Below are 26194 nucleotides of genomic sequence, written 5' to 3'. Positions count from 1 at the left end.
ATCAGCGCGGCAGGCGCGGCCCGCGACCCTGTTCCAGGGTTGCCCATTCCGGCCAGATGCCCAGCTTCTCGAGCGCGACGATGACGAGCGCGGCCGCGATCAGGCCGAAGACCAGCTTCACCATCTTCATGCTCGGCGGGCGTCTCGCCCAACGCGAGGCGCGCAGCAGCCAGATCATGTTGTTCATCAGAATCCCTTGCGTTAAGTCCGGCCAAGCCATCCACGGACCCGATATTGCCTCACCGTTCCGAAACCCGCAAACTGCCCTATGCCGCGCGCCAGATCTACGATCTGGTGGCGGATGTCGAACGCTACCCGGAATTCCTGCCGTGGAACAGCGCGGCACGGATCCGGTCGCGCGCGCCGGGACCGGACGGGTCCGAGGTGATCGAGGCCGATCTGGTGATCTCGTTCAAGGTGTTCCGCGAACGCTTCGGCAGCCGCGTCACGCTGTGGCCCGATGATCTGAAGATCGACACGGAATATCTCGACGGTCCGTTCCGCTATCTGCGCAGCGGCTGGAGTTTCCGTGATCTGGAGGCGGGCGGGTGCGAGGTCGACTTCTTCGTCGATTTCGAGTTCCGCAACGCCATCCTCGCCCGGCTGATCGGGGTGGTGTTCGACGAGGCGATGAGCCGGATCGTCCGCGGCTTCGAGGACCGCGCCCGCGCGCTTTACGGCTGATCGGGACGGGGCAACGGCCGCGCCGCCATCTCGCGCGCCACATCCGCGTCGAGCGGCGTGTCGAAGCTGCGCAGCATGAAACCCAGCACGCTGTAGAACCCGACCGTGGCGATCAGGTCCAGCATGCCCTGCGGCCCGAGCGGCGTGTCAAGCCCGGCCTGCGTCGTCCGGGACAGGCGGCGGTCGTCGAACAGCTCGTCCACGGCGCGGGCCAGCAAGCCATCCTCGCCCTCCATCTCTGCTGTGGGCCCGGCGATGCGGGCGATGCGGGCGTCCGCCATGCCGAGCTTGCGGGCGCGGTGGACGTGATGGGCCCATTCATACTCCGAGCCAAGCCGGTGCCCGGCGCGCAGGATCACGATCTCGGATTGCTGCGGCGTCAGCGATGGCTGTCTGACCAGATGCTCGCGCAGCGGCGCCCACGCGTTGAGCAGGCGCGGATGATGCGCCATGCAGCGGTAGACGTTCAGCGCCCCGGCAAAGCCGTCGCGCAGCCCGGCGGCCTCCGCGGGCCAGTCCGCGTCGTCGATCGGGCTGAAATCATGCGTCATCAGTGGGGCTTTCCGTGCGGCGTGGCGTTGCTGCCTGCCTGCCATGAAGCGGCATTTCGGCGCAATCACCTTTCCGCGGCGTCCACCCCGGCCCGGCGCGTCGCGATGCCGCAAGGATAGTTGCATCTTAATCTATCCATGGCGCTTCATGGCGCGGATTCTCGATTATAACTAATTGAAATCAATAGTTTGCAACTAATTTCTCAACTGGTTTCTCAACCGCAGTCCGCTGTTGCACTTTTGACAAAGATATCGGACGCTTGCTGCATCAGACCAACAGGGAGTCCCAAATGAGCTTCATCAAATCCGTGACGGCGGCCTTTGCCCTCGTGACCGTCGCTGGCGCCGCCTCGGCGCAGGAAGAGCGTTTCATCACCATCGGCACGGGCGGCCAGACCGGCGTCTACTACGTCGTCGGCCAGTCGATCTGCCGTCTGGTCAATCGCGACACCGCCGAGACCGGCATCAAGTGCACCGCGCCGTCCACCGGCGGTTCGGTGGCCAATGTCAACGCCATCAAGTCCGGCGACATGACCATGGGCGTGGCGCAATCCGACATCCAGTATCACGCCTATAACGGCTCCTCGCCGGAATTCGAGGGCGACAACAAGTTCGAAAATCTGCGCGCCGTGTTCTCGGTCCATCCCGAGCCGTTCACCGTGGTGGCCCGACAGGATGCCAGCATCGCCAGCTTCGACGATCTGCAGGGCAAGCGGGTGAATGTCGGCAATCCGGGCTCCGGGCAGCTGGCCACCATGCAGGTCGTGCTGGACGCCAAGGGCTGGACAATGGACGATTTCTCGCTGGCGTCCGAGCTGAAGCCGGCCGAACAGTCCGCGGCCCTGGGTGACAACAAGGTGGACGCCATCGTCTATACGGTCGGCCACCCGAACGGCTCGATCCAGGAGGCGACCTCGACCGTCGAAGCCAATCTGGTGCCGGTCGAAGGCCCCGAGATCGACACGCTGATCGAGGAAAACCCCTATTACGCCAAGGCCACCATTCCGGGCGGCATGTATGCCGGGACGGATGGCGACACCAATACCTTCGGCGTGAAGGCCACCTTCGTGACCTCGGCCGACGTGCCGGAGGATGTCGTCAACGAAGTCGTCAGCGCGGTGTTCGACAATTTCGACCGCTTCAAGGGGCTGCACCCGGCCTTCGAGAACCTCGAGCCGGAAGCCATGGTTGCGGAAGGCAATTCCGCGCCGCTGCATCCCGGTGCCGAGAAATATTACCGCGAGCAGGGCTGGATCGAGTGATCCGAACCTGACGATTTGTCGTGCTTGACAGCTCGATTCGGCGGCTCCGCTCTTGCGGCGGGGCCGCTTTTTCATGACAGTTAACTAAAATCGAGACAGAATGCCGGAAGAAACCGGTCAGTTGAGGGGAATGGGGACATGACAACCGAGAATGATCCGAAGCGCCCGCCGCCCGGCGCATCCGACCGGCAGGACCGCGACCAGATGGACGCCGCCGCCGTCGAGATGGAGGCCGCGGGCCGCGGCGGGATGAGCCAGTCCGAGCTGGACGAGCTCGTCGCCTCTTCCGACACCGGGGCGCGGACGCCTGCGGGCTGGGTCGGACGCACCATCCTGATCGTCGCCTTCTGCTGGTCGCTGTTCCAGGTCTGGATCGCCTCGCCGCTGCCGTTCATCTTCGAGTTCGGCATCCTCAACGACACCGAGACCCGTTCCATCCACCTCGCCTTCGCGATGTTTTTGGCCTATCTCGCCTATCCGGCGGAACGGACCAAGGTGCAGATGGGGCTCGCCATCGCCGTGCCGGTCATCATGACGCTGCTGTTCATCGAAGGCGCGGATGGCGGCAATGCCTGGTGGATCGTGCTGTGCGGGGCTGCGGTTCTGCTGGCGATCCTGGCCGGGTCGCCCAAGACCTGGGTGCCGCCCTGGGAATGGGCGATGGCGCTGATCTCGGTCTTCGCGGCGCTCTATATCTACATCTTCTATGACGACATCGCGACGCGGGTCGGCCGTCCGATCACGCAGGATATGGTCGTCGGCGTCATCGGCCTGCTTCTGCTGCTGGAGGTCACGCGCCGCGCGCTCGGCCCGGCGCTGATGATCGTTGCGACGGTGTTTCTGGCCTATACCTTCCTTGGCCCCTACATGCCGGAGATCATCGCGCATAAGGGCAATTCGCTTTCCGAGGTGGTGAACCATCAATGGATCACGACAGAGGGCGTGTTCGGCATCGCGCTCGGCGTCTCGACCAGCTTCGTGTTCCTGTTCGTGCTGTTCGGCGCGCTGCTGGATAAGGCGGGCGCGGGGAATTACTTCATCCAGGTTGCGTTTTCGATGATGGGCCATATGCGCGGCGGGCCGGCCAAGGCCGCCGTCGTCAGCTCGGCCATGACCGGGCTGATCTCGGGCTCGTCCATCGCCAATGTCGTCACCACCGGCACCTTCACCATTCCCCTGATGAAAAAGGTGGGCTTCTCGTCCGAGAAAGCCGGCGCGGTCGAGGTCGCGTCCTCGGTCAACGGCCAGATCATGCCGCCGGTGATGGGGGCTGCGGCCTTCCTGATGGTGGAATATGTCGGCATTCCCTATTTCGACGTGGTCCGCCACGCCTTCCTGCCCGCGACGATCTCCTATATCGCGCTCGTCTATATCGTCCATCTGGAGGCGATGAAATCCGGCATGAAAGGTCTGCCGCGCCCCTATGAGCCAGGGCCGTGGATGCGCCGCATCGTCGGGTTCGTCTTCGGGGTGATGGTCGTCTCGGCGCTTGCCATGCTGGTCTATTACGGCATGGGCTGGATCCGCCCGGCCTTTGGCGAGGCGGCGGGCTATGTCGTGTTCGCCTTCCTGACGGCTGTGTATCTGGGCCTCCTCTGGGTCGGCTCGCGCGAGGCACCGCTGGAGATCGACGATCCCAATGCCGAGGTGACGGAACTGCCGATGCCGGGGCCGACCGTGCGCTCGGGTCTGCATTTCCTGCTGCCGGTTGTGGTGCTGGTCTGGGCGCTGATGGTGGACCGGCTGTCGCCGGGTCTGTCGGCCTTCTGGGCCACGGCCTTCATGATCTTCATCCTGCTGACGCAGCGCCCGATGATGGTGATGATGCGGGGCGAGGACCGGCACGGGAATACGCAGGTCGGCACCGCGCTGCGCGCCGGGCTGAACGATCTGGTGGATGGCATGATCGCGGGCGCCCGCAACATGATCGGCATCGGCATCGCCACCGCCACGGCGGGGATCATCGTCGGCGCGGTCAGCCAGACCGGCGTCGGCTCGGCGCTTGCCGATGTGGTCGAGGTGCTGTCGGGCGGCAATCTGCTGGCGATCCTGCTGCTGACCGCGATCCTGTCGCTGATCCTCGGGATGGGGTTGCCGACCACGGCGAACTATATCGTCGTCTCGGCGCTGCTGGCCCCGGTCATCGTGACGTTGGGCCAGCAGAACGGGCTGATCGTGCCGCTGATCGCGGTGCATCTGTTCGTGTTCTATTTCGGCATCATGGCCGATGTGACGCCGCCCGTCGGTCTGGCCTCCTTCGCGGCGGCGGCCGTGTCGGGAGGCGATCCGATCCGCACCGGGGTGGTGGCCTTCTTCTACAGCCTGCGCACCGCGGCGCTGCCCTTCCTGTTCATCTTCAACACCGATCTGCTGCTGATCGATGTGGGCTGGCTGCACGGGATCTTCGTCTTCGTGACGGCGACGGTGGCGATGCTCTTGTTCGCCGCCGCGACGCAGGGCTGGTTCCTGACCCGCAACCGGATCGTCGAGACGCTGGCGCTGCTGCTGGTGGCCTTCACCATCTTCCGTCCGGGCTTCTGGATGGACATGGTGGCGCCGCCCTGGGATGACCGGCCCCCGGCCGAGCTGGAGCAGGCGCTTGGCGACGCCCCGGTGGGCGAGCCGTTCCGGCTGGTCGTGTCCGGGCTGGATCAGGTCGGCGAGCCGGTGGAGTTCCGGGTCCAGATGCCGGTCCCGGAAGGCGAGAACGGCGCGGACCGGATGGCCGCGCTCGGAATGGAGACGATCCAGAACGGCGATGAGGTCATCATCGACAATGTCGCCTTCGACAGCCCCGCCGCCGATGCCGGTCTGGACTGGGATCAGCAGATCCTGATGGTCCGTGCACCTGCGGCGGCCCCATCCAAATACCTGATGTATATCCCGGCCTTCGCGCTGCTGGCGCTCGTGGTCTGGATGCAGCGCAGGCGGGCGGGGCCTGGCCATGGCGGCGTGGCCACCGCACCGGCAGCGGCGTGAGGAAGGAGCGCGACATGTTCAACACCATTCTTCTTCCGATCGACCTTCAGCACCCGTCAAGCTGGGACAAGGCACTGCCCGCCGCGCGGCAGCTTGTCGAGGCGGGCGGCACGCTGCATCTGCTGGGCATCGTCCATGATGTCGGCAATGCCTGGGTGGCAAGCTACCTGCCCAAAGACTATGAGCAGCGCGCGCTCGAGGAGATGAAGGCCAGCCTGGGCGATTTCGTCTCGCGCGAGCTGGGCGAGATGGCGGGTGTCACCACCCATGTCGGCCACGGCCATGTGGCGGAGACGATCATCGCCACCGCGGACAGGATCGGCGCCGATCTGATCGTCATGGCCTCTCACTCGCCCGACGAGCTGCGCACCTTCCGCATCAGCAGCCAGGCCGACCGCGTCGTGCGGCACTCGCCGGTCAGCGTGATGATCGTGCGCTGAGGGGGGCAACTGTAACGGGGAGGGGGCGGCCTGGCCGCCCCCCTTTCTATCGGAGCACCACCCATAGATCGCGTCGCTGCCATATTCGGCAGAGGGCCCGCGGTCGGCCGCTGGCCCGGCGGAGCTGCGCCCCTTGTTCCGGGCCGGGTGTGCTGCGGTGCCGTGGACGAAGCCGGGACGGTCCAGCCCCGCCGCGCGGCGTTACAGCTCGGTCTGCGGGACGGGCGTGCTGTTCTCGGGCGGAGCCCATTCCTCGCCGCGACCCGGCGCGCCGTCGCCCTCATCCGGCAGCAGGCGCTGCAACTCGTCCATGTCGGGCGGGGGCGGGGCATCGGCGCGGCGGCGGATGACGATATCGCCGTTCTCCAGCCGCTCGGGGCGGTGGTAATTGCCGAAATCGTCGATCAGCGCGGAGAGTTCCCGCAAGGCCGGGCTGAACTCGTTCACCGTCCCGGCCAGCTCGTTGCCGAGCCCCTCCAGATGCGGCTGAAGCCTTCGGAAGATGCCGTCCATGGTCCGGTTCAACTCCTGCTCCAGCCCGGAGAGCGGGTCATCGCCGGGCCGTTCCGCGCCGTCAGCAGATGCAGGCGGCTGATCCTCGGCGCGCGGCATCTCCCAGTCCTGCGCGGTCAGCGGGCCGGCCAGCGACGCCGACAGGATCAGCGCGGTCATCAGTTTCGGTGCCATCTCGATATCCCGGATGTGACAATCATGCCGGATCAACCATTTACCGGCAGCGGCGGTTCCGCCTGCGCTCAGGACGGCCGCGGCGCGTGGCTTTGCCGGAATTGCTGCCAGGCATCGTTGATGGCCCGTGTGCGCGCCTCGGCCAGCCGGATCGCCTCGCGCGGCAGACCCGCCGCAATCGCCCGGTCGGGATGGTTCTTGCGCACCAACTCGCGCCAGCGGGCCCGGCCCTGTTCCAGCGTCGCATCATGCGGAATGCCCAGGATCTCGCAGGGCGGGCAGGCGGTGTCCGGGTCGTGGCGGGCGATGATGGAGGTGAGCTGCGCTTGGGTGAATCCGAAGATCTGGGCGATCTCGTCCAGCATCTCGCGTTCCAGATCATGCAGCGCGCCATCGGCCACGGCGACCAGCACCAGCCCCTCGATCACGTTTTCCAGCACCGGGTCGGCGGCCGGAAACAGCCGCGCCATGCGCCGCGCCCAGGCGTCGAACCCGGCGGTGTTCTGCCGCGCCAGGTCGAAGACGCGGGCGGCGTTCTTCTCCTCGGTGCGGGGGATGGTGAAGATGCGGCGGAACGCCGCCACTTCGGAACGCGCGACGCGGCCATCGGCCTTGGCGATCTTCGCGCCGAGCGAGATCACCGCGATGGTGAAGGCCACGGATTTTTCCGGCGGCGTGGCCGGGCTGCGCGCGCCGATAAAGGCCGCCATGCGGTCGGCGATTCGGCGCCAGAAACTGCGCGGGCGGGGAAGTTCGGGGGCAGGGCTGGTGTTCGCGGCGATCATGCTGCGGATGCTAACTGGTCTTTCGGCCCCGCGCCAGACGCGGGCAGGCGGGCCGGATGCGGATGCGCCGATCTGCCGCGCTCAGCCGGTCAGATCCTTGCCCATGAAGACGAGATCGTGCCACTGGCCGAATTTCCGCCCTGCCGCGGGGATGCGGCCCCATTCGGTGTAACCATGCCGCTGGTGAAACGCGATGGAGCGCAGGTTCGAGCCGGTGATGCCACCGATCATCAGCCGCGCGCCGCCGGTCGCTGCGTGCTGCTCCAGATGGGTCAGCAGCGCGGTGGCCGCGCCCGTTCCATGCAGGCGCGGCGCGACATTGATCGAATGCTCCATCGAATGCGCATAGCCGCCGCCGGCGCGGAACTGGCCATAGCTGGCGAAGCCGCCGATCCGGCCGTCCTCCTCCCAGACGAAGCAGCCATGCCCCGGCCCGGTCCGCTCGGTGATATAGGCGCGGATCTCGGCCTCGCTGCGCTCGGTTGGCCAGAAGGTGATGACGGTGTCGCGGATGATCGGGTTCCAGATCGCGCCGATGGCGGCTGCGTCCTCTGGTCGGGCATCCCGGATCATCCTGCGGCCCGCATCACGCGTGGCCCCGGCGCGCCCGGCCGGTCAGCCCCGATGCGCGCCATCGGCCAGCTCGCGCACGAATGCCAGCACCGTCTCGGGGCTGTCGCCCGCGCCGATCTTCTTGACGATGGCGCTGCCCACCACCGCGCCATCAGCCACGCGGGCAATGCCTTCGGCGGCCTCGGGCGTCGAGATGCCGAACCCCACCACAACCGGCAACCCGGCGGCGTCGCGGATCCGCGCGACCTCGGGGGCTACGTCTTCGGGTTTGGCCGCAGCACCGCCGGTCGTGCCGGTGACGGCCACGTAATAGACGAAGCCGGATGTGTTCGCGACCACTGCGGGCAGGCGGCGGTCGTCCGTGGTGGGCGTGGCGAGCCGGATGAAGTTCAGCCCGGCCTGCTGCGCGGGGCTGCACAGCTCGGCATCCTCCTCCGGCGGCAGATCGACAATGATCAGCCCGTCAATCCCGGCCTCCACCGCATCTGTCAGGAACTGAGACACCCCGCCCGCGCGGGCATAGACCGGGTTGTAATACCCCATCAGCACGATCGGCGTGTCGTCGTCGCGGCGGCGGAAATCGCGCACCATGTCGAGCGTCACCGACAGGCTGCCCCCGGCTTTCAGCGCCCGATGCGCCGCGGCCTCGATGGTGGGGCCGTCGGCCATCGGGTCGGTGAAGGGCATGCCCAGCTCGATGATGTCCACACCTGCGCCGGGCAGCCCGGCCAGGATCTCGGCCGAGGTCTCTCGGTCGGGATCGCAGGCCATGATATAGGCGACGAACGCCTTGCGGTCCTGGACCTTGAGCGCGGCGAATTTGCGGTCGATGCGGGTCATGCGATGTCCTTCCCTGTCGGGCATCGGTTAGCGCGGGACGCCGCCGGGATCAATCCGGGGATTGTTGGCGCCCGTTTGGCCGCGCTAGGGTTAACCGATTTCATGAGGGGTGCAGGATGTTCAGGCGCAGCGATTTTCCGGACGATTTCATCTTCGGCGTGGCCACCTCGGCCTATCAGATCGAGGGCAGCCGTTTCGGCGGGGCCGGGTCCAGCCATTGGGACACATTCGCCAACACGCCGGGCAATGTCGTCGATGGCAGCGACGGATCGGTCGCCTGCGATCACTATCACCGCTGGGAAGAGGATCTGAACCTGATCCGGGACGGGAATTTCGACGCCTACCGGTTCTCGACCTCCTGGGCGCGGGTAATGCCGGACGGGCGGAACATCAATGCCGAAGGGATGGATTTCTACGACCGGCTGGTCGACGGCATGGTCGCGCGCGGGCTGAAGCCGGTGCTGACGCTGCATCACTGGGATCTGCCCTCGCCGCTGGCTTCGCTCGGCGGTTGGACCAACCGCGATATCGCGGGATGGTTCAGCGATTACGCCCGCGCGGTGATCGGCCGGATCGGGGACCGGGTGGCGATGACGGCGACGCTGAACGAGCCGTGGTGCATCGCCTGGCTGTCGCATTTCATGGGCGCGCACGCGCCGGGGCTGCGCGACATCCGCGCCACCGGCCGGGCCATGCATCACGTGCTGCTGACCCATGGCACGGCCATTCAGGCGATGCGGGCGGACGGGCATGACAATCTGGGCATGGTGCTGAATTTCGAGACCGCCGCCCCGGCGACCGACAGCGCCGCCGACCGCAAGGGGGCGGAGGCGCAGGACGCCATCTATAACCGCTGGTTCCTCGAGGCCGCGATGGGGCAGGGCTATCCGGCCGAGGCCCTGGCGGGGCTGGAGCCGCATCTGCCCGAGGGCTGGCAGCAGGACATGGATCTGATCGCCACCCCGGTCGACTGGCTGGGGGTCAACCATTACACCCGCGCCCATTACCACCATATCTGCGGGCCGTGGCCGCATACGGAGATGGTGCCCGGACCCCTGCCCAAGACCCAGATCGGCTGGGAGATGCGCCCCGACGGGCTCTATGAGTTCATCATGCGCGCGGCAAAGGCGATCGAGGGCAAGGGGATGAAGCTCTATGTCACCGAAAGCGGCATGGCCTGGTATGACCGCGTGGTCGATGGCGCTGTGGCCGACGATGTCCGGCAGGGCTATATCCGCGATCATGTCGGCGCCGTGCAGCGGGCGATGGCCGAGGGCGTCGATGTGAAGGGGTTCTTCCAGTGGTCGCTCCTGGACAACTACGAATGGGCGCTGGGTTACGGGCCGCGGTTCGGGATTGTCCATGTCGATTACGCGACCCAGACACGCACGCCGAAAGGCTCCTATCTGATGTTCCGCGACGCGCTCAGCCGGTGAGATCGCGCGCGACGCGGTTGAGAAGCCGCACCGAGGGCGCGATCAGATCGTCGGGATAATCGTAGTTTTCGGCATGAAGCGGCGGGTGACCCGCGCCGCTTCCCAGCAGGATCATGGCAGTGCGGGCGACCTGGCCGAAGCGCCCGAAATCTTCGGAGGCGCGCATCGGCAGGTCTGCGTCCGACAGCGCGATCCCCTCGGCCTCGGCGGCGCGGGCGAAGATCGCCGCAGCCTCGGCATCGTTGACCGAGGCCGCGAAATTATCCTGCGAGTCGAACGCCGCCTCCAGCCCGTGCGCCGCTGCCCCAGCCGCGATGATGTCGGTCGCCGCCGCGCGCAGCCCCGCCATGGCGGCATCCGTGCGGCTGCGCAGCGTCACCCAGATCTCCGCATGGCCCGGCGTGATCCCGAACGCTGCCTCGCCCATGCGCTGATGAGTGATCGTGACCAGCCGGAAATCCGCATCCGCCTGACTGCCCCGCGACAGACCGATCAGCGCCGGCAGGATCGCCGCGATGGCGGGGCCAGGCGTGCGGGCCTTTTCAGGTTCGGAGGCGTGAGAGGTGGCGCCCGTCAGCACCGCCCGCAGCCCGACCGAGGCGCAGTTCATCGCCCCCGCCGCGATCAGCGCCCGGTCCTGCGCCAGTCCCGGATAGTTGTGGATGGCAAAGCCGTAATCGAAGCCGGGCAGGGCCGGATCATCCAGCATCGCGGCGGAGCCCGCGCCGTTCTCCTCGGCCGGCTGGAACAGCAGCCAGACCGTGCCGCGCGCCGGACGCTCACGCGCCAGCACCCGCCCCAGCCCGACCAGGCCGGTCATATGCCCGTCATGCCCGCAGAGATGCGCCACGCCTTCCACCGCCGAACGATGCGCGGGGCCATCCGCCTCGCGGATCGGCAGCGCGTCCAGCTCGGCCCGGAACATCACGGAAGGGCCGGGTGCGGCGCCGTGAAACGCGGCGATCACCCCGGTGCCGCCGATCCCGGTGCGGATCTCGTCCGCGCCGAGATCTTCCATCAGCGCCGCGATGCGGTCGGCGGTGCGGATTTCCCGGCCGGACAGCTCAGGCGCGCGATGCAGCGCCCGGCGCAATTCGGTCAATTCCGCGATATCGGCATGGCTCAGCATGAATCGGACATGACACGGGCCGCGCGGCGCGGCAAGATGCGGCCATGACAGAGACACGCGACCAAGCCTTCGCCCGGATCGACGCCGCCAATGCCGAGGATCCCAACATGGAACAGGGCCAGCCGGCCGAGCTTCTCTATGGTCAGCGCATGACCGAGGAGCAGCGCCGGCTCTATCCCGACGCCTCCGAGCCCTTGCAGATCGCCTGCCGGGGCCAGCATATCGAACGCTGGATGCTGCCGCGCAGCGATTTCCCCGATGACCGTAAGGGCTACCTGTCCTGGCGGACCGAGCAGGGGCGGCGCCATGCCGAGCGGGTGGCGGGGATCATGCGCGATGTGGGATATGACGCCGATCAGATCGACCGCGCCCGCAAGATGCTGACCAAGCAGGGCATCAAGCGCGATGACGAGGTGCAGGCCCTTGAGGATGTGGCCGTGTTCACCTTCATGCGGCATTACATGGGTCCGTTCTCGGAAACCCAGACCGCGGAGGAGATGGACCGGATCGTGCGGCTGACGGCGCGCAAGATCTCGGCCCCGGCACGGGCGCGGGCGCTTGCGGAATTCGACATGCCCGAGGCGCTCGCCACCCATTTCCGCTATGAACCCTGACCGCGTCCGCCGCGTTGGACGCGAAACCAAGAAGGCAGAGTGATGGACGACCCCTATCAGGCGCTCGGGCTGACCAAATCGGCGTCGCAGGACGAGATCAAGAAGGCCTATCGCAAGATCGCCAAGACCGATCACCCGGATCTGAACCCCGATCCGGCGGCGTCGGAGCGGTTCAAGGCGGCGGCGGCAGCCTATGATCTGCTGAAGGATCCCGAGCAGCGCGCGCGCTTCGATGCCGGGGAGATCGACGCGCAGGGCCAGGAACGCCCGCAGCAGCAATATTACCGTGATTTCGCCGAGCGGGGCGAGAACCCCTACCGGCAATATTCCTCGGCCGGGTATGGCGATTTCTCGGACGTGTTCGAGGATCTGTTCGGCGCCCGCGCCGGGCGCGGCGGCGGCGGGCCGGGCGCCGGGATGGGCGACGATTTCGGCGGCGGACAGCAGGATTTCGGCGGGTTCCGCCGGTCCGGAGGCGGGCAGGGTTTCGACATGCGCGGGCAGGATGTCCGCTATGATCTGGAGGTCGATTTCATGACAGCCGCGAAAGGCGGTGCGACCCGGATCACCCTGCCGGACGGCAACTCGCTGGAGGTGAAGATCCCCGAAGGGGCTGCGGACGGCCAGACCATCCGGCTGCGCGGCAAGGGCGGCGAGGGATACGGGCAGGGCGGGCGCGGCGACGCCTATCTGACGCTGCATGTGGGCGATCACCCGGATTGGCGGCGCGACGGCAACGACGTGACGCTGACCCTGCCGATCAGCCTCGACGAGGCGGTTCTGGGCGGCAAGGTTCAGGTGCCGACGCTGAGCGGGGCGGTGTCGATGAACCTGCCGAAGGGCGCCTCGACCGGGCAGCGATTGCGGCTGAAGGGCAAGGGGATCAAGGGCGGCAATCAATATGTCGAGCTGAAGGTGGTCATGCCGCCCCAGATCGACGCGGAGCTGGCTGCGTTCATGGAAGAATGGCGCGCGGGTCACGCCTATGATCCGCGCAAGGGCATGGGAGGCTGAGACGATGACACGCTACACCGCCGACGAGCTGATCGCCGCCATCGAGGATCTTACCCGGCCGCGCCTGACCCATTATGTCGAAATGCGGATGGTCAGCCCGGTGATCTCGGATCACGGCGAGACGTACCGCGAGGTGGACCGGGCGCGGGTGCAGCTTCTGTGCAGCCTGACCGAGGATTACGGGCTGCGCGACGATGCGCTGCACATGGTGATGACGGTGCTGGACGAGATGCACGGCATGCGCGGCGAGATGCAGGCGCTGATGGCCGCATTGGCCGAGGAGCCGGACGAGACGCGCGAGCGGGTGACGCTGCGCATCCGCCAGCGGCGCGGGCATTAGCGGCTCGCGTATCGGCCTCGGCAAGAGGCGACGGCCTAGCCCTACCGCGTCCGGTATACGAGCAGCAGAGGGCCAGCGTCCGGCCGCGGGCGGACGCTGGCCACGTTGCCCCGCCACGCGCTTTATCTTGCAGTCTCGCTGAACAGTTGTTCGGCGCGGATCGGCGGAGAAGCGTCCGCCCTTGGGGGCGGTCGGACGCTGGCCCGGCGGGGCTGCGCCCCTCGATTCCGGGCCGGGTGTCGATTGGGGAGATGGACACGTAACAAGGGCCGATCAGCGCCGACCCTACAGGCCGACATCACCGCGCGCTTGTGGTGACAGTCGCACTCCTCAGTAATTCTGCTTCAGCAGCCGCTGCTTCTGACGGTTCCAGTCGCGCTTGGCGGAGGTCTCGCGCTTGTCGGCCAGCTTCTTGCCCTTGGCCACGCCGATCTTCAGCTTCACCAGTCCGCGATGGTTGAAATACATCACCAGCGGCACCAGCGTCATGCCGTCGCGCCCCACCGCCGCCCAGAGACGCGACAGCTCCTTCTTCGACACCAGCAGCTTGCGGTGCCGCCGCTCCTCATGGCCGAACACACCGGCCTGCAGATAGGTGGCGATATAGGAGTTGATCAGCCACAGCTCGCCATTCTCGATGCTGGCATAGGATTCGGCGATGTTCGACTGGCCGGTGCGCAGCGATTTCACCTCGGAGCCGGTCAGCACGATGCCCACCTCGAGATCGCTCTCGATGGCGTAATCGAACCGCGCCCGGCGGTTCTCGGCGATAACCTTGTAATTCGTGTCGTCTTTGGCGGCCATGGTCGCGCAGAGATAGGGGCGGGGCGGGGCGAAGTAAAGATGCCGCCGCCCGCGCGGGTCCGCATGGCCATTGCCCCGATGCGGACGCAGCGTTACACACGCCCGAACCGCCACATGCGCCGCAGCCCGAGGATGGACATGACCGATGATGCGAAAACGCTGGTCTCGACCGACTGGCTGGCGGCGCGGCTGGATGATCCCGGCCTGCGGATCTTCGACGCAAGCTGGCACATGCCCGCCACCGGGCGCAATGCGCGGGCGGAGTTCGAGGCGCGGCATATCCCCGGCGCGCAGTTCTTCGACATCGACGCGATTTCCGACCCGGACAGCGAACTGCCGCATATGGCGCCGCAGGCGGATCTGTTTGCGGAGAAGCTTGCCGCACTCGGGCTTGGTGGCGCGCAGCAGGTGGTGGTCTATGACCATGCTGACACACACAGCGCGGCGCGGGGCTGGTGGATGTTCCGGCTGATGGGGGTCACGCAGGTGGCGATGCTGGATGGCGGTCTGGCGAAGTGGTTGGCGGAGGAGCGCGCCGTCGAAGGCGGCACGGGGGCCGAACGCAGCGGCCCTGTCACCGCACGCCGCGACGATTCGCTGATCCGCGACGCGGCGCAGGTGGCGGAGGCCTCCGCGACCGGCAGCGCCCAGATCGTCGATGCTCGCGCGGCCGAGCGGTTTCGCGGAGATGCGCCAGAGCCGCGCGCGGGGCTGGCGAGCGGCCATGTTCCCGGCGCGCGCAACCTGCCGGTCGGGCGGCTTTATCAGGCCGATGGCACGATGAAGGACGAGGCCGCTTTGCGGGCCGAATTCGACGCGGCCGGCGTCGATCTCGGCCGCCCGGTCATCACAAGCTGCGGCTCGGGGATCACCGCCGCCTCGCTCTCGCTGGCCCTCGATCGGCTGGGCCACCGCAACCACGCGCTTTATGACGGGTCATGGACCGAATGGGGCGCGCTTCCCAACGCCAAAATCGCAACCGGAGACGCATGATGTTCGGCAATCTCAAACCGCAAGCCCCCGACAAGATCCTGGCCCTGATGGGCGAGTACAAGGCCGATACGCGGCAGGGCAAGATCGATCTCGGCGTGGGGGTCTACAAGGACCCGAACGGGCTCACCCCGGTGATGCGCGCGGTCAAGACGGCCGAGCAGAAGATCTGGGAGAGCCAGGACAGCAAGGCCTATACCGGGCTGGCCGGCACGCAGGACTATCGCGACGCCATGGCCGGGCTGGTGCTGGGCGAGGCGCCTGCGGATCGTCTGGCCTCCGCCGCCACGGTGGGCGGCACGGGCGCGATCCGGCAGGGGCTGGAGCTGCTGCGCATGGCCAATCCCGACATGGTCGTCCATGTCTCGGACCCGACCTGGCCCAATCACCTGTCGATCCTGAAATTCATGGGGCAGGATTTCGTCGAATATCCCTATTTCGACAATGACACGCGCGGCGTCGATTTCGAGGCGATGTTGGACGGGATCGGCCGGGCGAAGAAGGGGGACGTGGTGCTGCTGCATGGCTGCTGCCACAACCCGACCGGCGCCAACCCCACGGCCGAACAATGGGAGGCGATTGCCGAGAGCCTGGAGAAAACCGGCGCTGTGCCGATGATCGACCTGGCCTATCAGGGCTTTGGCGACGGGCTGGACGCGGATGCGGCGGCGACGCGCATGATCGCCGCGCGGCTGCCCGAGGTTCTGATCGCGGCGTCGTGCTCGAAGAATTTCGGCATCTACCGCGAGCGCACCGGCATCCTGATGGCGCTTGGCGAGGGGGGCGAGGCGCGCGATCTGACCCAGGGCGCGATGGCCTATCTGAACCGCCAGACCTACAGCTTCCCGCCCGATCACGGCGCGCGGATCGTCTCGACCATCCTCGAGGATGCCGATCTGTCCGCCAACTGGAAAGCCGAGCTGGAAGAGGTGCGCCAGACCATGCTGGGCCTGCGCACGCAACTGGCCGAAGAACTGCGCAGCCTGAGCGGCAGCGACAAGTTCGACTTCATCGAGCATCACCGCGGCATGTTCTCGCGGCTCGGGGCCACGCCGGAGCAGGTGGCGAAGATGAAGGCGGATTCGGCCATCTACATGGTGGGCGATTCGCGGCTGAACATTGCCGGTCTGAACCGCGATAGCGTGCCGGTGCTGGCCCGCGCCATCGTCGAGGCGGGCGTCTGACCCGTCAGGCGCATCCGGCAGCAAGAAGATGACGGGACGGCGCGGCGCGAAACGCCCGCGACGTATTTCTGTCTGACCGACCGCCCGCCGACCGCCCGCCGTCTGTCCGGGGTCAGCGCGGCTTGCGCAGATGCTGGTCGATATAGGCGCGCAATTCCTCGATCTCCTGCGCGGCCTCGCTCAGCGCGGTCCGCGCATTGGCCAATTCGGTGCCGGAAAAGGCCAGCCGCTCATGCAGTGTCGCCTCGCGCTGCTTGGCCTCGTCAATCGCGGCGTCGCGGCTGCGCTCGGCCTCGTGCAGCTCCTGTGTCAGGCGCGGCAGCGCCGCCAGATCGGCGCGGCCGGGGCGGGTCAGCCGCCCGATCAGCCAGCAGGACAGCCAGCCCAGAACGAAGGCCGCGAACAGCACGAGGGCGGTGGCCAGGATGAAATCGTCGCGGGTCATGGGGCCTCCTCAGCGGCATTGGCCGCATTTTGCGGATCCTCGGGGCGGTCGGGCGGACGCGGCGTGTCGGGCGTGGCCTGCTGCACGACCGCAGGCGGCTCGATGACCGGGGCGATCTCCAGCAGGCCGGCCCCGGCCAGTTCGGGCACCAGCGGCAGCGGTGCCGGGCTGACCACCTCGCTCGCCGGCCGCGCGGCCTGCAGCGCCGCGGCCGCCGCGTCGGCGCTTGGCGTCAGCCCGGTGCGGATCGGGGCCAGCGGCAGCGGCGCGCGCACCGGGTCGGGCGAAGACAGCGTCAGCTCGATCCGGCGATTGGCTTCGCGCCCTTCCTCGGTGTCGTTCTCGGCAATCGGCCGGGTCTCGCCGTAGCCGCGGGCGGTCAGGTTGGCGACCGGCAACCCAGCGTCGCGCAGCGCACCCAGCACCGCCTGCGCCCGGTCGAGCGACAGCGCCATGTTCGAGGCATCGCCCCCCTGCGCATCGGTGTGACCGGCCAGTTCGATGCTGTAATCCGCGCAATCCTCCAGCACCGGGCGGATTTCCTCGATCACCGGGTCGATGTCGCCGGCGATGCGCGCGCCGCCCGGCTCGAAACCGATTTCCGATTGCAGCATGATCGCGTTCAGCCGGTCGACACAGACCGTGCCGTCAGGCCGGGTGATCTGCGGGTCGCGCAGCGGGTCATAGGCAATGGACATGGCGTAGGCCGCCCCTTCGCCCAGCCGGGCCGAGAGCGCCGCGAGCGCCTTTTCCGACGCCTGACGGTCGCCGCTGATGCCGGACAGCATGATCTGGTCGGCGCTGACCGTCACCCGGCCCAGATCGAGCGCGCCCATCGCGTCGAGACCGGCGAGCACCCGCAGCGCCCAGCCATCGCGCAGCGCCGGGTTCAGCTTCAACTCGCCCTCGACCGGGCCAAGCTGGGCGCGGGCCAGCGACTGCACGGTCTGGCGCATGGTCTCGTCGGGCACCACCCCGGCGATCTCTGCCGGGCCATCGGCGCCGATCGTCGCGGTGAAGCGCGGCGGGCCGTCCGCTGGATCGGCCTCGGCGCGGGTAAGGCGCAGCGTGTAGCCCGCCGGCAGCGCGGCGGAAAGTGCGGCGGTCTCCGTCTCGGCCAGTTCGGGCGTGGCGGTGGCGGGCAGAACGATCTCCACCGTCTCGTCGGTCATCTCCACCGTGCCGTCGCCCATCCGCCCGAGCGCCGCGATGACGCTGGTGACGGAATCGGTCCAACCATCCGGCGCGCCGATGCCGAGCGCGCAGGATGCCGCCGCCGGCACGTCGCCGTCACCGGGCGCGCGCAGCGCAGCGACCGCGGACAGGATGGCGTCACGCGAAGCTGCGTCGGGTGCCGCGCACTCCTCCAGCCGCAGATCCGGCCCGGAGCGCGTCAGCCGCAGCACGTACGGTGCAATCACCGGCAGCGGCGCCGCGATCTCGGTCGAGACGGACAGGCCCGGCGGCGCGGCGGAGATCAGCGCGCCTTCGAGCCGCAGCTTGTCCTCGGGCGAGGCGGCGTTGGCGTTGATGCGCACGCGGCTGGGTGCGACGGAGATCGTCCCCTGGTCGATGATCCCGGCGGCCGCGACCGCGAAATCGAGCGCGCTCCCCCAGTCCTCCGGCGGCGGAAAGGCGGCGGTGCTGGTCAGATCGGTGATCTCCGCCCCGTCCGAGACCAGTTTGCGGGCAAGCGCCTCGCGGTCGGTGCGGGCGGGCACCAGCCCGATCAGCGACAGCGTGCGGCCCTGCCGCATGAGTTCGAGCGAGAAATCCGGCGGCTCCAGCATGTCGCGCACGGCCACCGTCATCTCGTCGCGGATGCGGTGATCGTCCACCACCCCGCTGGCGGCGGTGAGCGCACGGAAGCGGGCCACCTCGTCAGGTGCGGTGCCGGAGAGCCGGACCACCAGCCCGTCGGTGCGCACCCGCGCCCAGCCTTGCCCCTCGCTGGCGAGCACGCTGCGGATCTGCTGGCGGGTGCGGGTCTCCATTGCGTCGGCGATGCGGGTCGCGGCGTCCCAGCTTGCCGCGCCGGCCGTGGCGAGCGCCAGAAGCGACAGCACCAGATAGGCGCGGCCCCGGCGCGGTGTCTCGGTCACGGAGAAATTTCGCTGTTCATCCATGCGGTTGGGTTACTCAGCACAGGCTGGCTTGTAAATCGCCCGGCATCACACGATTCCGGCAAGACAGAGGGCGGCGGCAAGAATCAGCCCGGCATCGCGGTTCGAGCGGAACAGCATGAGCTGGCGGTCGGCGTCGCCCAGATCCAGCCGCCGAAGCTGCCAGACCAGATGGGCGGCGAACCCGGCCAGCCCGGCCATGGCGATGATCCAGCCCGCGCCGCCCACGCCGCTGGCCGAGATCGCGACCGCCAGCAAGATGACCGCGCAGACGCCGAATGCCAGCAGCCAGCGATGCGTGTCGGCGCCGAACAGCCGCGCGGTGGATTTCACCCCGATCAGCGCATCGTCCTCGATATCCTGATGCGCATAGATCGTGTCGTAGAACACCGTCCAGGCGATGCCGCCGAACCAGGCGATGATCGGCGCCAGGTCCAGCCCGCCGCGATGGGCGGCATAGGCCAGCATCACCCCCCAGTTGAAGGCGATGCCCAGAAAGATCTGCGGCCACCAGGTGAAGCGCTTGGCGAAGGGATAGATGGTGACCGGCAGAAGGCTCAGCACGCCCAGCCAGATCGCCGCGCCGTCAAGCGTCAGCAGCACCGCCAGCCCGATCAGCAATTGCGCCGCCAGCCAGAACAGCGCCCCGCGCAGCGTGACCTGGCCCGACGGGATCGGGCGCTTGGCCGTGCGATCCACCGCGCCGTCAATGTCGCGGTCGGTAATGTCGTTCCAGGTGCAGCCCGCGCCGCGCATGGCGATCGCGCCGATCCCGCAGGCCAGGATGATCCACAGATCCAGCCATCGCGCCCGGTCCGCCATCATCGCCAGCCCGACGCCCCACCAGCACGGCAGCAGCAGCAGCCAAGTCCCGATCGGCCGGTCCAGCCGGCTCAGCCGCAGCCAGGGTCGCCAGCCGGGCGGGGCGGAGTTGTCCACCCAGTTTCCGTTGACCGCATCGCGCACGGCGTCTGGTATTGGCAGCGCAGGTCTCATAGGAACATCCCATGTCGAAGGTCAGGCTGTTCATAGATCACCCGCTTGCTTCGGGGCAAGCCGTGCCGCTGCTCCCCGCGCAGGCGCATTACCTCTCCGGCGTGATGCGGCTCAAACCCGGCGCGGTGGTCGAGATCTTCAACGGGCGGGACGGGGCCTGGGATGCGCGGATCGTGGAGGCCGGAAAGCGCGGCGGCGCGTTGGACGTGACCGCGCAGGTCGCCGCGCAGCGCGATCCGCCCGATCTCTGGCTGATCTTCGCCCCGATCAAAAAGGCGCGCACCGATTTCATCGTCGAGAAGGCGGCCGAGATGGGCGCGGCGCGGATCGTGCCCGTTCAGACCGAGTTCACCAATGCCGAGCGCATCCGCCAGGACCGTCTGCAGGCCCATGCGGTGGAGGCGGCCGAGCAATGCGGCGGCACCTATGTCCCGGAGGTGGCCGATCTGACGCCGCTCTCACGGCTGCTGGATGGCTGGGACACGGGCCGGCGGATCCTCTGGGCGGATGAGGCGCGCGCGGGGCCGGCAGATTCGCTTGCGGGTCTCGCAGGCGGGCCTTGGGCGGTGCTGATCGGGCCGGAGGGCGGGTTTTCCCCGGCCGAGCGCGACCGGCTGCGTGACGCAGCGTTCGTGCACCCGCTCAGCCTCGGCCCGCGCATCCTGCGCGCCGATACCGCCGCCGTGGCCGCGCTGACGCTATTCCAGGCCCATCTGGGCGACTGGTGACGCTGCGTTGCAGCGAAACATGGTGACGTTTTCGAGAGGCCGTATCGCGCATTTGCGAAAATCTGTGACGAAAATGCCATGAAAAACGGTGATTTATGAGCAGATTGCATAGCGGCTTTGCAGCTTCCGGGGCTGGTTGCAGCCGCAGCATGACCCTATCTTCCGGTCATCGAAGGCGCCGCGCCAATCCCGGTGCGGCGGAGTGGAAAAGGAAGATGACATGACCACGATGAACGTCAATCTGCCGCTGACCCGCGATGCGTTCTCCCGCGCGTTCGGCGGTCTGCGCAACTGGATGGCCCGCATGCGGACCCGCGCCGAGCTGGAGCGTCTGAGCGAGCGCGAGCTGTATGATATCGGCCTGATGCGTGCCGACATCGACGATGTGGTGAACGGCCGTGCCTAAGCCGCGCGCCGCCACCCCCGTCACCCGAACCCCGGCCAGAGCGTGATGCGGCCGGGGTTTTTCTTTGCCCGCTGGCCCGCCGAGCAATGACAAGCCTCTGGTCTTTTCGCCGCCGGATCCCTTAATGAAGCGGAGATGCAGCGCGGATATGCCCGCGCAGGCAAGCCCCGCGCCGCGCGGCGGTCTGAACCGGCCCCGCCGGTCAGGCGTTGTCCGGCAGACATAAGAGGTGAGATCATGGCCAACCACGCGATTTTCGACCGTCCCATGGACGCGCCGGTGCCCAAGGGGTTCGAGCAGGCGATTTTCGGCATGGGCTGCTACTGGGGCGTCGAACGGCTGTTCTGGGAACAGGACGGTGTGTGGATGACCCAGGTGGGCTTTGCCGGCGGCACGACCGAGAACCCCAGCTATCGTGAGGTCTGCGGCGGCGGCACCGGCCATGCCGAGGTCGTCCATATCGTCTATGACCCGGCGCGGATCAGCTATGAGCATCTGCTCAAGCTGTTCTGGGAAAACCACGATCCCACACAGGGCAACCGTCAGGGCAACGACGTGGGCGATCAGTACCGCTCGGTCATCATGTATTACACCGACACGCAGAAGGCGCAGGCCGAGGCGTCGAAGACGGATTACGACAACCGCCTCGCCGTGGCCGGCAAGAAGAAGATCACCACCGAGATCCTGCCGGTCGACCATTTCTACCCCGCGCAGGAGATCGAGCATCAGCAATATCTCCACAAGGTGCCGGACGGCTATTGCAACATGCGTGGCACCGGGGTCGAGGCGGCGATGCCCGAGGGGCATGAGCTTCCCTGATGGCCACCTGGACGGCGCTGACCCATATCTCCGGCCGTGACGCGGCCGATACGCTGGCCGAACTCTGCGAGGATCTGACGCCGGAGCCGGTGGGCTCGGGTGTGTTCGAGATCGAGGACGGCTCGGATCGCTGGGAGGTGGGGATCTATTTCACCGAAGCCCCGGACGAGATCGGTCTGGCCCTTCTGGCCGCCGCGCAGGGGGCCAACCCTTTCGTGGTGAGCGAATTGCCCGAGGTCGACTGGGTCGCCCATGTGCGCCGTGAACTGACGCCCGTCGAGGCCGGGCGGTTCTTCGTTTATGGCAGCCATGATGCCGACAAGCTGCCCGACGGGGTTGAGCCCTTGCTGATCGAGGCCGCGATGGCCTTCGGCACCGGGCATCACGGCACCACCAAGGGCTGTCTGGAGGCGCTTGACCGCCTCGCGCATACTGGCTGGCAGCCGCGCCGCATCGCCGATATCGGCTGCGGCACAGCGGTGCTGGCGATGGGGGCGGCGCGGGTCTGGCCGGGGACGATCCTAGCGTCGGATATCGACGCGGTGGCGGTGGATGTGGCGGCGGCGAATGTCATCGCCAACGGGCTCGACGGCCGGGTCGTCTGTCTGGAGGCGGTGGGTTTCGACCACCCGATGCTGGACGAGGCCGCGCCGTTCGATCTGGTCTTCGCCAATATCCTGAAACAGCCGCTGATCGACCTGGCCCCGGATATGGCCCGCCATGTCGCGGCGGAGGGCAGGGCGATCCTGTCCGGCCTCCTGACCACGCAGGCCGATGAGGTCGTGGCGGCCTATGATGCCGCAGGCTTTGATCTGGAGCGCCGCGACGATCTGGGCGAGTGGTCCACGCTGGTCATGCAGCGGCTGTGAGTGGTTTTGTAAGCGCAGCAAGGGCGTCCCTATCTGCTGATGTATCACCGCTTATAGCCCGCCTGAAGCGTCAGCTTCAGGCACGCGTCTGCCCGCCCAATGGCGGGGGCGTTCCGCGCCCACCCGGTCGGACGCTTATCGTTGAGCGCGACCCTCGGTCGTGCTTCCGATCCAGCTTGAAATAAAGTTCAGGGCCGGGCGCGATCTGCACCCGGCCTCTCTCATGGCTGCCCTGCCGGGATCACCGGAACAGCACCACCGGCACCTTGCAGGCGCGGATCGTCGCCGTGGTGGTCGAACCGACGATGAGATTGCGGATGCGGCTATGCCCATGTGCGCCCATCACCACCATGTCGAACCCCTCGGCCTCGACCAATTCGCCAAGCGCGGTCTCCGGCTCGCCCGGAATGGTGCGCGACTGCACCGACAGACCGGCCCGCGACAGCGCCGCCTGCGCATCGTCCCGGCCCCGCGCCGCAGCCTCTCCGACGCTGACCAGATGCAGCGCCAGCCCCTCGAACAATGCGCTTTGCGTGATCTTCTCCACCGCGTTGCGGGACGAGGCGCTGCCATCCCAGGCGATCAGCACCGTTTCCACCGGCCGGAAGGCGCGGGAGGCGACAAAGACCGGCTTGCGGCTGCTGCGCAGGATCCGCTCCATATTCGATCCCAGGTGACCGCGCGCGAAATCCGCCGCCTCGCCGCGCTTGCCGATCACCACGACACGGGTGTCGTCCTGGCGTTCGGCCACCGCCTCGACCAGATCGCCCTGGCGAAGCTGCACCGTGATCTCGCTGATCCCGTCCTGTTCCAGCCTGTCGCGCGCATCGTCCAGAATGGCGCGGCCTCGCTGACCCATCAGCCGCGATCGCTGCGCGTCCAGCTCTGCCAACTCGTCCAGCAACGCGCTGCGCGCGCCAAGCCGGATCGCGCCGGACAGATCCTGCTTGCCATCCGCGTCCCGCCGCCCGAGCACATGCAGCAGCTCGACCGGCGCGCCGGTGCGCTGCGCGACCCAGGCGGCGTGGTCGCACACGCTCTGCGAATACTCCGAGCCGTCGACCAAAGCGATGATCTTGTCGATCATGCCCTCTCCTCCCTCAATGCGCCATCAGCTTGACCATGCCGTCAGGCTTGTCATGCAGCGCCAGCCTGTCAACGATGGTCTCGGAGGCCTCGTTCATGCCGACAATCTCGACCTCGGCCCCGTCGCGGCGGAATTTCAGCACCGCCATGTCGAGCGCCTGCACCGAGGAAATATCCCAGATATGCGCCCGCGACACGTCGATCACGACCCGGTCGAGCACCTCGCGGAAGTCGAAGGCGGCCATGAAATCCTCGACCGAGCCGTAGAAAAGCTGGCCTTCGACGAAATAGATCCGGCTGCGCCCGTCACCGCTGAGTTCCGAGCGGACGCGGAAAAGCTGCGCGATCTTGGCGGCGAAGAAGATGCCCGACAGCAGAACGCCCACCAGCACCCCGATGGCGAGGTTATGGGTCCAGACGACAGTGACCACGGTTGCCAGCATCACGATGGAGGAGGAGCGCGGATGCGTCCGCAGCGACTTGATCGACGACCAGGAGAAGGTGCCGACCGACACCATGATCATGATCGCGACAAGCGCCGGCATCGGGATCTGCGCCACCCACGGCCCCAGAAACACGCAGAAGATCAGCAGCATCACGCCGGCAAAGGCGCAGGACAGCCGGCCGCGCCCGCCGGATTTGACGTTGATCATCGACTGCCCGATCATCGCGCAGCCCGCCATGCCGCCGATGAATCCGGTGGCGGTATTGGCCAGACCCTGACCGATACATTCCTGGTTGCGGTCGGTGCGGGTATCGGTCAGCTCATCGACGAGATTCTGCGTCATCAGGCTTTCCAGCAGTCCCACCACCGCCACCGCCAGCGCATAGGGCAGGATGATCAGCAGCGTCCCGAGATTCAGCGGGATCTGCGGGATCAGGAACACCGGCAGCGAATCGGGCAGGGCACCCATATCGCCCACCGTGCGCACATCCCAGTTGAAGATCAGCGACAGCACGGTCAGCACGATGATCGTCACCAAGGGCGAGGGGATGGCGCGGGTCAGCAGCGGGAACAGATAGATGATCGCCAGCCCGGCGGCGACCAGCACATAGGTCAGCCATGTCACCCGTGCCGGGTCGAGCTCGGGCAGCTGCGCCATGAAGATCAGGATGGCGAGCGCATTGACGAAGCCCGTCATCACCGATTTCGAGACATAGCGCATCACGAAACCCAGTTTCAGCAATCCCATGCCGATCTGCAGAAGACCGGCCAGCACGGTCGCCGCCAGCAGATATTGCAGCCCGTGATCGCGCACCAGCGTCACCATCAGCACCGCCGTGGCCGCCGTTGCCGCCGAGATCATGCCCGGCCGGCCGCCGGCGATCGCCGTGATGACGGCAATCGAGAAGGAGGCGTAGAGCCCGACCTTGGGGTCCACGCCCGCGATGATCGAAAACGCGATCGCCTCGGGGATCAGGGCGAGCGCCACAACGAGGCCCGACAAAAGGTCGCGGCGGATATTGCCGGTCCATTCCTGCCGGTATCTGTCCAGTGAGATCATGTGCATTCCATTCCTGTCCGCGGTCGCGCGGGTTCGGCTGTCCGGTTCGGATCTGTTCAGTTTGTCCGGCGGATCGGCGGCCGGAAGAGCCACCCGGGGCTCGCACCCGGGTCCGGGTTTTCGCGCAAGCTCTTAGAAACACCGCGGCCAGGTTGCAAGCCCGCCGCATGGCGCGGCGCGCCCGCTGTTGCACGCATGCTGCAGCCTGACCGCCGGAGTTTTGCTGGGCGCCCGGGCGCTGCCTGACGCGGCAAGCCCGCCCGAACGGCCCCGCTCGAATGGCTCGCTATCCGTCCGCGCCGCCCGTCGAACTCTCCGACGCGGCTTGGCAAGAAACTGGCAATATCCGCTGAAGACGCACGGAGACATCTGCAGAAATACGCTGCAACTGTCAAGAACAAGGGGATTTTTTGGCTCCGGCGGTAGGGTCCGCAGAAAGTCCAAAAAAATAAAATGAAATCAAGGGCCCACCCTCTGCGAAAAAACCCTCGGACCTGCATAGTGCCCATCGCAGTGCCACAGTCAAGGGGACAGAGAACGAGCCGGGCCGTTCGCAATGGTCTTGAACAAGACATGCGGTGTATCCCAGCTGTGGAAAACAGGGGCGTTGCCCATCGAAGCAAAAAGGGGGGTATAATCGGTTGGAACGGTTGCCAAGGCCGCGCCGAACGCTGCGGCGTAGTTCGCGACCGTTGAGATGCGACTTTCCCCGCAACTTCCCATTTTGGCGATGGCAGAGCGCGATAGCCCGAGTAAGGTTGGCGATGCGGTAATCCTCCCCTTTTTAACGGGGCGTGGCTGTAGAATTCGCGCGGCCATTTTCAGCTTCATGGCGGGTGTGATCCCGCCGTTGCCCATGTTGGGACGTTCGTTGTTATAGGTCCAGAGCCATTTGGTGGCGGTCC

28 protein-coding genes and 1 other annotated feature are annotated in these 26194 nt (G+C 67.1%); of the genes, 14 read left to right on the top strand and 14 right to left on the bottom strand.

What is annotated here, in order from left to right; genetic code table 11:
* Position 1: 1 nt before the first annotated feature.
* The gene (locus BLT73_RS13355; protein ID WP_090524610.1) at positions 2-187 is read right to left on the bottom strand and encodes a hypothetical protein; all 186 of its coding nucleotides are present in this window, start codon (positions 185-187) and stop codon (positions 2-4) included.
* A 47-nt stretch (positions 188-234) separates the two neighbouring features.
* Between BLT73_RS13355 and BLT73_RS13350 the strand changes: the two genes are divergently transcribed.
* A complete protein-coding gene (locus tag BLT73_RS13350) occupies positions 235-684 on the top strand; it encodes a type II toxin-antitoxin system RatA family toxin (RefSeq protein ID WP_090524608.1) in 450 nt (149 codons plus the stop codon).
* On the opposite strand, the gene BLT73_RS13345 is transcribed toward BLT73_RS13350, so the two are convergent.
* Positions 675-1235, bottom strand: a complete 561-nt coding sequence (locus BLT73_RS13345; RefSeq protein WP_090524764.1) for a carboxymuconolactone decarboxylase family protein — start codon at positions 1233-1235, stop codon at positions 675-677. The two genes, BLT73_RS13350 and BLT73_RS13345, sit on opposite strands and share 10 nt — an antisense overlap.
* A gap of 290 nt (positions 1236-1525) precedes the next feature.
* Between BLT73_RS13345 and BLT73_RS13340 the strand changes: the two genes are divergently transcribed.
* The 3 genes from BLT73_RS13340 (at position 1526) to BLT73_RS13330 (ending at position 5916) form a co-directional block, all read left to right on the top strand.
* The gene (locus tag BLT73_RS13340) at positions 1526-2497 is read left to right on the top strand and encodes a TAXI family TRAP transporter solute-binding subunit (protein WP_090524606.1); all 972 of its coding nucleotides are present in this window, start codon (positions 1526-1528) and stop codon (positions 2495-2497) included.
* Between the two features lie 138 nt (positions 2498-2635).
* Complete coding sequence (locus BLT73_RS13335; RefSeq protein WP_090524603.1) at positions 2636-5476, top strand: TRAP transporter permease; 2841 nt, start codon at positions 2636-2638, stop codon at positions 5474-5476.
* 14 nt (positions 5477-5490) lie between these two features.
* Positions 5491-5916: a universal stress protein gene (locus BLT73_RS13330; protein WP_143025682.1), complete on the top strand. Its 426-nt coding sequence runs from the start codon at positions 5491-5493 to the stop codon at positions 5914-5916.
* Positions 5917-6117: 201 nt separating this feature from the next.
* On the opposite strand, the gene BLT73_RS13325 is transcribed toward BLT73_RS13330, so the two are convergent.
* The 4 genes from BLT73_RS13325 to trpA all read right to left on the bottom strand — a co-directional run bounded on the left by BLT73_RS13325 (position 6118) and on the right by trpA (position 8801).
* Positions 6118-6603 (bottom strand): hypothetical protein, encoded by a 486-nt coding sequence (locus BLT73_RS13325; RefSeq protein ID WP_090524600.1) that lies wholly within the window; start codon positions 6601-6603, stop codon positions 6118-6120.
* Positions 6604-6671: 68 nt separating this feature from the next.
* Complete coding sequence (locus BLT73_RS13320; protein ID WP_090524598.1) at positions 6672-7388, bottom strand: TerB family tellurite resistance protein; 717 nt, start codon at positions 7386-7388, stop codon at positions 6672-6674.
* Positions 7389-7469: 81 nt separating this feature from the next.
* A complete protein-coding gene (locus tag BLT73_RS13315; protein WP_090524596.1) occupies positions 7470-7961 on the bottom strand; it encodes a GNAT family N-acetyltransferase in 492 nt (163 codons plus the stop codon).
* A 42-nt stretch (positions 7962-8003) separates the two neighbouring features.
* Positions 8004-8801 (bottom strand): tryptophan synthase subunit alpha, encoded by a 798-nt coding sequence (gene trpA, locus BLT73_RS13310; RefSeq protein ID WP_090524594.1) that lies wholly within the window; start codon positions 8799-8801, stop codon positions 8004-8006.
* Positions 8802-8917: 116 nt separating this feature from the next.
* Between trpA and BLT73_RS13305 the strand changes: the two genes are divergently transcribed.
* On the top strand, positions 8918-10237 hold the full coding sequence (locus BLT73_RS13305; protein WP_090524592.1) for a GH1 family beta-glucosidase: 1320 nt from the start codon (positions 8918-8920) through the stop codon (positions 10235-10237).
* Here the strand turns inward: BLT73_RS13305 and BLT73_RS13300 are convergent.
* Positions 10227-11423, bottom strand: a complete 1197-nt coding sequence (locus tag BLT73_RS13300) for an amidohydrolase (RefSeq protein WP_245727333.1) — start codon at positions 11421-11423, stop codon at positions 10227-10229. The genes BLT73_RS13305 and BLT73_RS13300 overlap by 11 nt on opposite strands.
* Here BLT73_RS13300 and BLT73_RS13295 point away from each other — a divergent pair.
* The 3 genes from BLT73_RS13295 to BLT73_RS13285 are packed head-to-tail and all read left to right on the top strand — an operon-like array spanning position 11411 to position 13334.
* Entirely contained in the window at positions 11411-11980 is a 570-nt protein-coding gene (locus BLT73_RS13295) for a DUF4202 domain-containing protein (protein ID WP_090524588.1), read from the top strand. The two genes, BLT73_RS13300 and BLT73_RS13295, sit on opposite strands and share 13 nt — an antisense overlap.
* A gap of 39 nt (positions 11981-12019) precedes the next feature.
* Entirely contained in the window at positions 12020-12994 is a 975-nt protein-coding gene (locus tag BLT73_RS13290; protein ID WP_090524587.1) for a DnaJ C-terminal domain-containing protein, read from the top strand.
* Between the two features lie 4 nt (positions 12995-12998).
* The gene (locus BLT73_RS13285) at positions 12999-13334 is read left to right on the top strand and encodes a hypothetical protein (protein ID WP_090524585.1); all 336 of its coding nucleotides are present in this window, start codon (positions 12999-13001) and stop codon (positions 13332-13334) included.
* Positions 13335-13664: 330 nt separating this feature from the next.
* Here BLT73_RS13285 and smpB read toward each other — a convergent pair whose 3' ends face one another.
* On the bottom strand, positions 13665-14138 hold the full coding sequence (gene smpB / locus BLT73_RS13280) for an SsrA-binding protein SmpB (protein WP_090524583.1): 474 nt from the start codon (positions 14136-14138) through the stop codon (positions 13665-13667).
* A gap of 138 nt (positions 14139-14276) precedes the next feature.
* Here smpB and sseA point away from each other — a divergent pair, with 138 nt between their 5' ends.
* On the top strand, positions 14277-15131 hold the full coding sequence (gene sseA, locus BLT73_RS13275) for a 3-mercaptopyruvate sulfurtransferase (protein ID WP_090524763.1): 855 nt from the start codon (positions 14277-14279) through the stop codon (positions 15129-15131).
* The gene (locus BLT73_RS13270; protein WP_090524761.1) at positions 15131-16312 is read left to right on the top strand and encodes an amino acid aminotransferase; all 1182 of its coding nucleotides are present in this window, start codon (positions 15131-15133) and stop codon (positions 16310-16312) included. The genes sseA and BLT73_RS13270 overlap by 1 nt, the downstream gene beginning before the upstream one ends.
* Positions 16313-16424: 112 nt before the next feature.
* On the opposite strand, the gene BLT73_RS13265 is transcribed toward BLT73_RS13270, so the two are convergent.
* The 3 genes from BLT73_RS13265 to ubiA are packed head-to-tail and all read right to left on the bottom strand — an operon-like array spanning position 16425 to position 19876.
* On the bottom strand, positions 16425-16757 hold the full coding sequence (locus BLT73_RS13265; RefSeq protein ID WP_090524581.1) for a hypothetical protein: 333 nt from the start codon (positions 16755-16757) through the stop codon (positions 16425-16427).
* Positions 16754-18883 carry an OmpA family protein gene (locus tag BLT73_RS13260; RefSeq protein ID WP_090524578.1) on the bottom strand — a complete coding sequence of 710 codons (2130 nt, stop codon included), beginning with the start codon at positions 18881-18883 and terminating at the stop codon, positions 16754-16756. The genes BLT73_RS13265 and BLT73_RS13260 overlap by 4 nt, the downstream gene beginning before the upstream one ends.
* A 45-nt stretch (positions 18884-18928) precedes the next feature.
* Entirely contained in the window at positions 18929-19876 is a 948-nt protein-coding gene (ubiA, locus tag BLT73_RS13255; RefSeq protein ID WP_090524577.1) for a 4-hydroxybenzoate octaprenyltransferase, read from the bottom strand.
* Between the two features lie 11 nt (positions 19877-19887).
* Between ubiA and BLT73_RS13250 the strand changes: the two genes are divergently transcribed.
* The 4 genes from BLT73_RS13250 (at position 19888) to BLT73_RS13235 (ending at position 22698) form a co-directional block, all read left to right on the top strand.
* Complete coding sequence (locus BLT73_RS13250; protein WP_090524575.1) at positions 19888-20604, top strand: 16S rRNA (uracil(1498)-N(3))-methyltransferase; 717 nt, start codon at positions 19888-19890, stop codon at positions 20602-20604.
* Positions 20605-20824: 220 nt separating this feature from the next.
* Positions 20825-21010, top strand: coding sequence for a DUF1127 domain-containing protein (locus BLT73_RS13245; RefSeq protein ID WP_143025681.1), 186 nt, complete (start codon positions 20825-20827; stop codon positions 21008-21010).
* Between the two features lie 237 nt (positions 21011-21247).
* Positions 21248-21829: a peptide-methionine (S)-S-oxide reductase MsrA gene (gene msrA, locus BLT73_RS13240; RefSeq protein ID WP_090524572.1), complete on the top strand. Its 582-nt coding sequence runs from the start codon at positions 21248-21250 to the stop codon at positions 21827-21829.
* Positions 21829-22698 (top strand): 50S ribosomal protein L11 methyltransferase, encoded by an 870-nt coding sequence (locus BLT73_RS13235; protein WP_090524570.1) that lies wholly within the window; start codon positions 21829-21831, stop codon positions 22696-22698. Before msrA ends, BLT73_RS13235 begins: the two co-directional genes overlap by 1 nt.
* A 241-nt stretch (positions 22699-22939) precedes the next feature.
* Here the strand turns inward: BLT73_RS13235 and BLT73_RS13230 are convergent, their stop codons facing one another.
* The 3 genes from BLT73_RS13230 to BLT73_RS13220 all read right to left on the bottom strand — a co-directional run.
* Positions 22940-23785: a universal stress protein gene (locus tag BLT73_RS13230; protein ID WP_090524567.1), complete on the bottom strand. Its 846-nt coding sequence runs from the start codon at positions 23783-23785 to the stop codon at positions 22940-22942.
* Between the two features lie 13 nt (positions 23786-23798).
* On the bottom strand, positions 23799-25289 hold the full coding sequence (locus BLT73_RS13225) for a SulP family inorganic anion transporter (RefSeq protein ID WP_090524565.1): 1491 nt from the start codon (positions 25287-25289) through the stop codon (positions 23799-23801).
* Between the two features lie 59 nt (positions 25290-25348).
* Positions 25349-25406, bottom strand: a sequence feature (sul1 is cis-regulatory element that is thought to sense ions involved in sulfur or methionine metabolism; They are found in Alphaproteobacteria).
* Positions 25407-25811: 405 nt separating this feature from the next.
* Positions 25812-26194 (bottom strand): hypothetical protein (locus BLT73_RS13220; RefSeq protein WP_143025680.1); only part of this gene is annotated, 383 nt, incomplete at its 5' end.

This window comes from Paracoccus isoporae (assembly GCF_900101865.1).
GTDB classification, from domain to species: domain Bacteria; phylum Pseudomonadota; class Alphaproteobacteria; order Rhodobacterales; family Rhodobacteraceae; genus Paracoccus; species Paracoccus isoporae.
The sequence above is the reverse complement of the archived record's forward strand: the minus strand, read 5'-3'. Positions and strand labels throughout refer to the sequence as shown.

Bases quoted from the DNA above. Each gene is read 5' to 3' on its own strand.
- BLT73_RS13355 (WP_090524610.1), bottom strand. From the start codon at position 187: ATGAACAACATGATCTGGCTGCTGCGCGCCTCGCGTTGGGCGAGACGC.
- BLT73_RS13345 (WP_090524764.1), bottom strand. From the start codon at position 1,235: ATGACGCATGATTTCAGCCCGATCGACGACGCGGACTGGCCCGCGGAG.
- BLT73_RS13340 (WP_090524606.1), top strand. From the start codon at position 1,526: ATGAGCTTCATCAAATCCGTGACGGCGGCCTTTGCCCTCGTGACCGTC.
- BLT73_RS13335 (WP_090524603.1), top strand. From the start codon at position 2,636: ATGACAACCGAGAATGATCCGAAGCGCCCGCCGCCCGGCGCATCCGAC.
- BLT73_RS13330 (WP_143025682.1), top strand. From the start codon at position 5,491: ATGTTCAACACCATTCTTCTTCCGATCGACCTTCAGCACCCGTCAAGC.
- BLT73_RS13325 (WP_090524600.1), bottom strand. From the start codon at position 6,603: ATGGCACCGAAACTGATGACCGCGCTGATCCTGTCGGCGTCGCTGGCC.
- BLT73_RS13320 (WP_090524598.1), bottom strand. From the start codon at position 7,388: ATGATCGCCGCGAACACCAGCCCTGCCCCCGAACTTCCCCGCCCGCGC.
- BLT73_RS13315 (WP_090524596.1), bottom strand. From the start codon at position 7,961: ATGATCCGGGATGCCCGACCAGAGGACGCAGCCGCCATCGGCGCGATC.
- trpA (WP_090524594.1), bottom strand. From the start codon at position 8,801: ATGACCCGCATCGACCGCAAATTCGCCGCGCTCAAGGTCCAGGACCGC.
- BLT73_RS13305 (WP_090524592.1), top strand. From the start codon at position 8,918: ATGTTCAGGCGCAGCGATTTTCCGGACGATTTCATCTTCGGCGTGGCC.
- BLT73_RS13295 (WP_090524588.1), top strand. From the start codon at position 11,411: ATGACAGAGACACGCGACCAAGCCTTCGCCCGGATCGACGCCGCCAAT.
- BLT73_RS13285 (WP_090524585.1), top strand. From the start codon at position 12,999: ATGACACGCTACACCGCCGACGAGCTGATCGCCGCCATCGAGGATCTT.
- smpB (WP_090524583.1), bottom strand. From the start codon at position 14,138: ATGGCCGCCAAAGACGACACGAATTACAAGGTTATCGCCGAGAACCGC.
- sseA (WP_090524763.1), top strand. From the start codon at position 14,277: ATGACCGATGATGCGAAAACGCTGGTCTCGACCGACTGGCTGGCGGCG.
- BLT73_RS13270 (WP_090524761.1), top strand. From the start codon at position 15,131: ATGTTCGGCAATCTCAAACCGCAAGCCCCCGACAAGATCCTGGCCCTG.
- BLT73_RS13265 (WP_090524581.1), bottom strand. From the start codon at position 16,757: ATGACCCGCGACGATTTCATCCTGGCCACCGCCCTCGTGCTGTTCGCG.
- BLT73_RS13260 (WP_090524578.1), bottom strand. From the start codon at position 18,883: ATGGATGAACAGCGAAATTTCTCCGTGACCGAGACACCGCGCCGGGGC.
- ubiA (WP_090524577.1), bottom strand. From the start codon at position 19,876: ATGAGACCTGCGCTGCCAATACCAGACGCCGTGCGCGATGCGGTCAAC.
- BLT73_RS13250 (WP_090524575.1), top strand. From the start codon at position 19,888: ATGTCGAAGGTCAGGCTGTTCATAGATCACCCGCTTGCTTCGGGGCAA.
- BLT73_RS13245 (WP_143025681.1), top strand. From the start codon at position 20,825: ATGACCACGATGAACGTCAATCTGCCGCTGACCCGCGATGCGTTCTCC.
- msrA (WP_090524572.1), top strand. From the start codon at position 21,248: ATGGCCAACCACGCGATTTTCGACCGTCCCATGGACGCGCCGGTGCCC.
- BLT73_RS13235 (WP_090524570.1), top strand. From the start codon at position 21,829: ATGGCCACCTGGACGGCGCTGACCCATATCTCCGGCCGTGACGCGGCC.
- BLT73_RS13230 (WP_090524567.1), bottom strand. From the start codon at position 23,785: ATGATCGACAAGATCATCGCTTTGGTCGACGGCTCGGAGTATTCGCAG.
- BLT73_RS13225 (WP_090524565.1), bottom strand. From the start codon at position 25,289: ATGATCTCACTGGACAGATACCGGCAGGAATGGACCGGCAATATCCGC.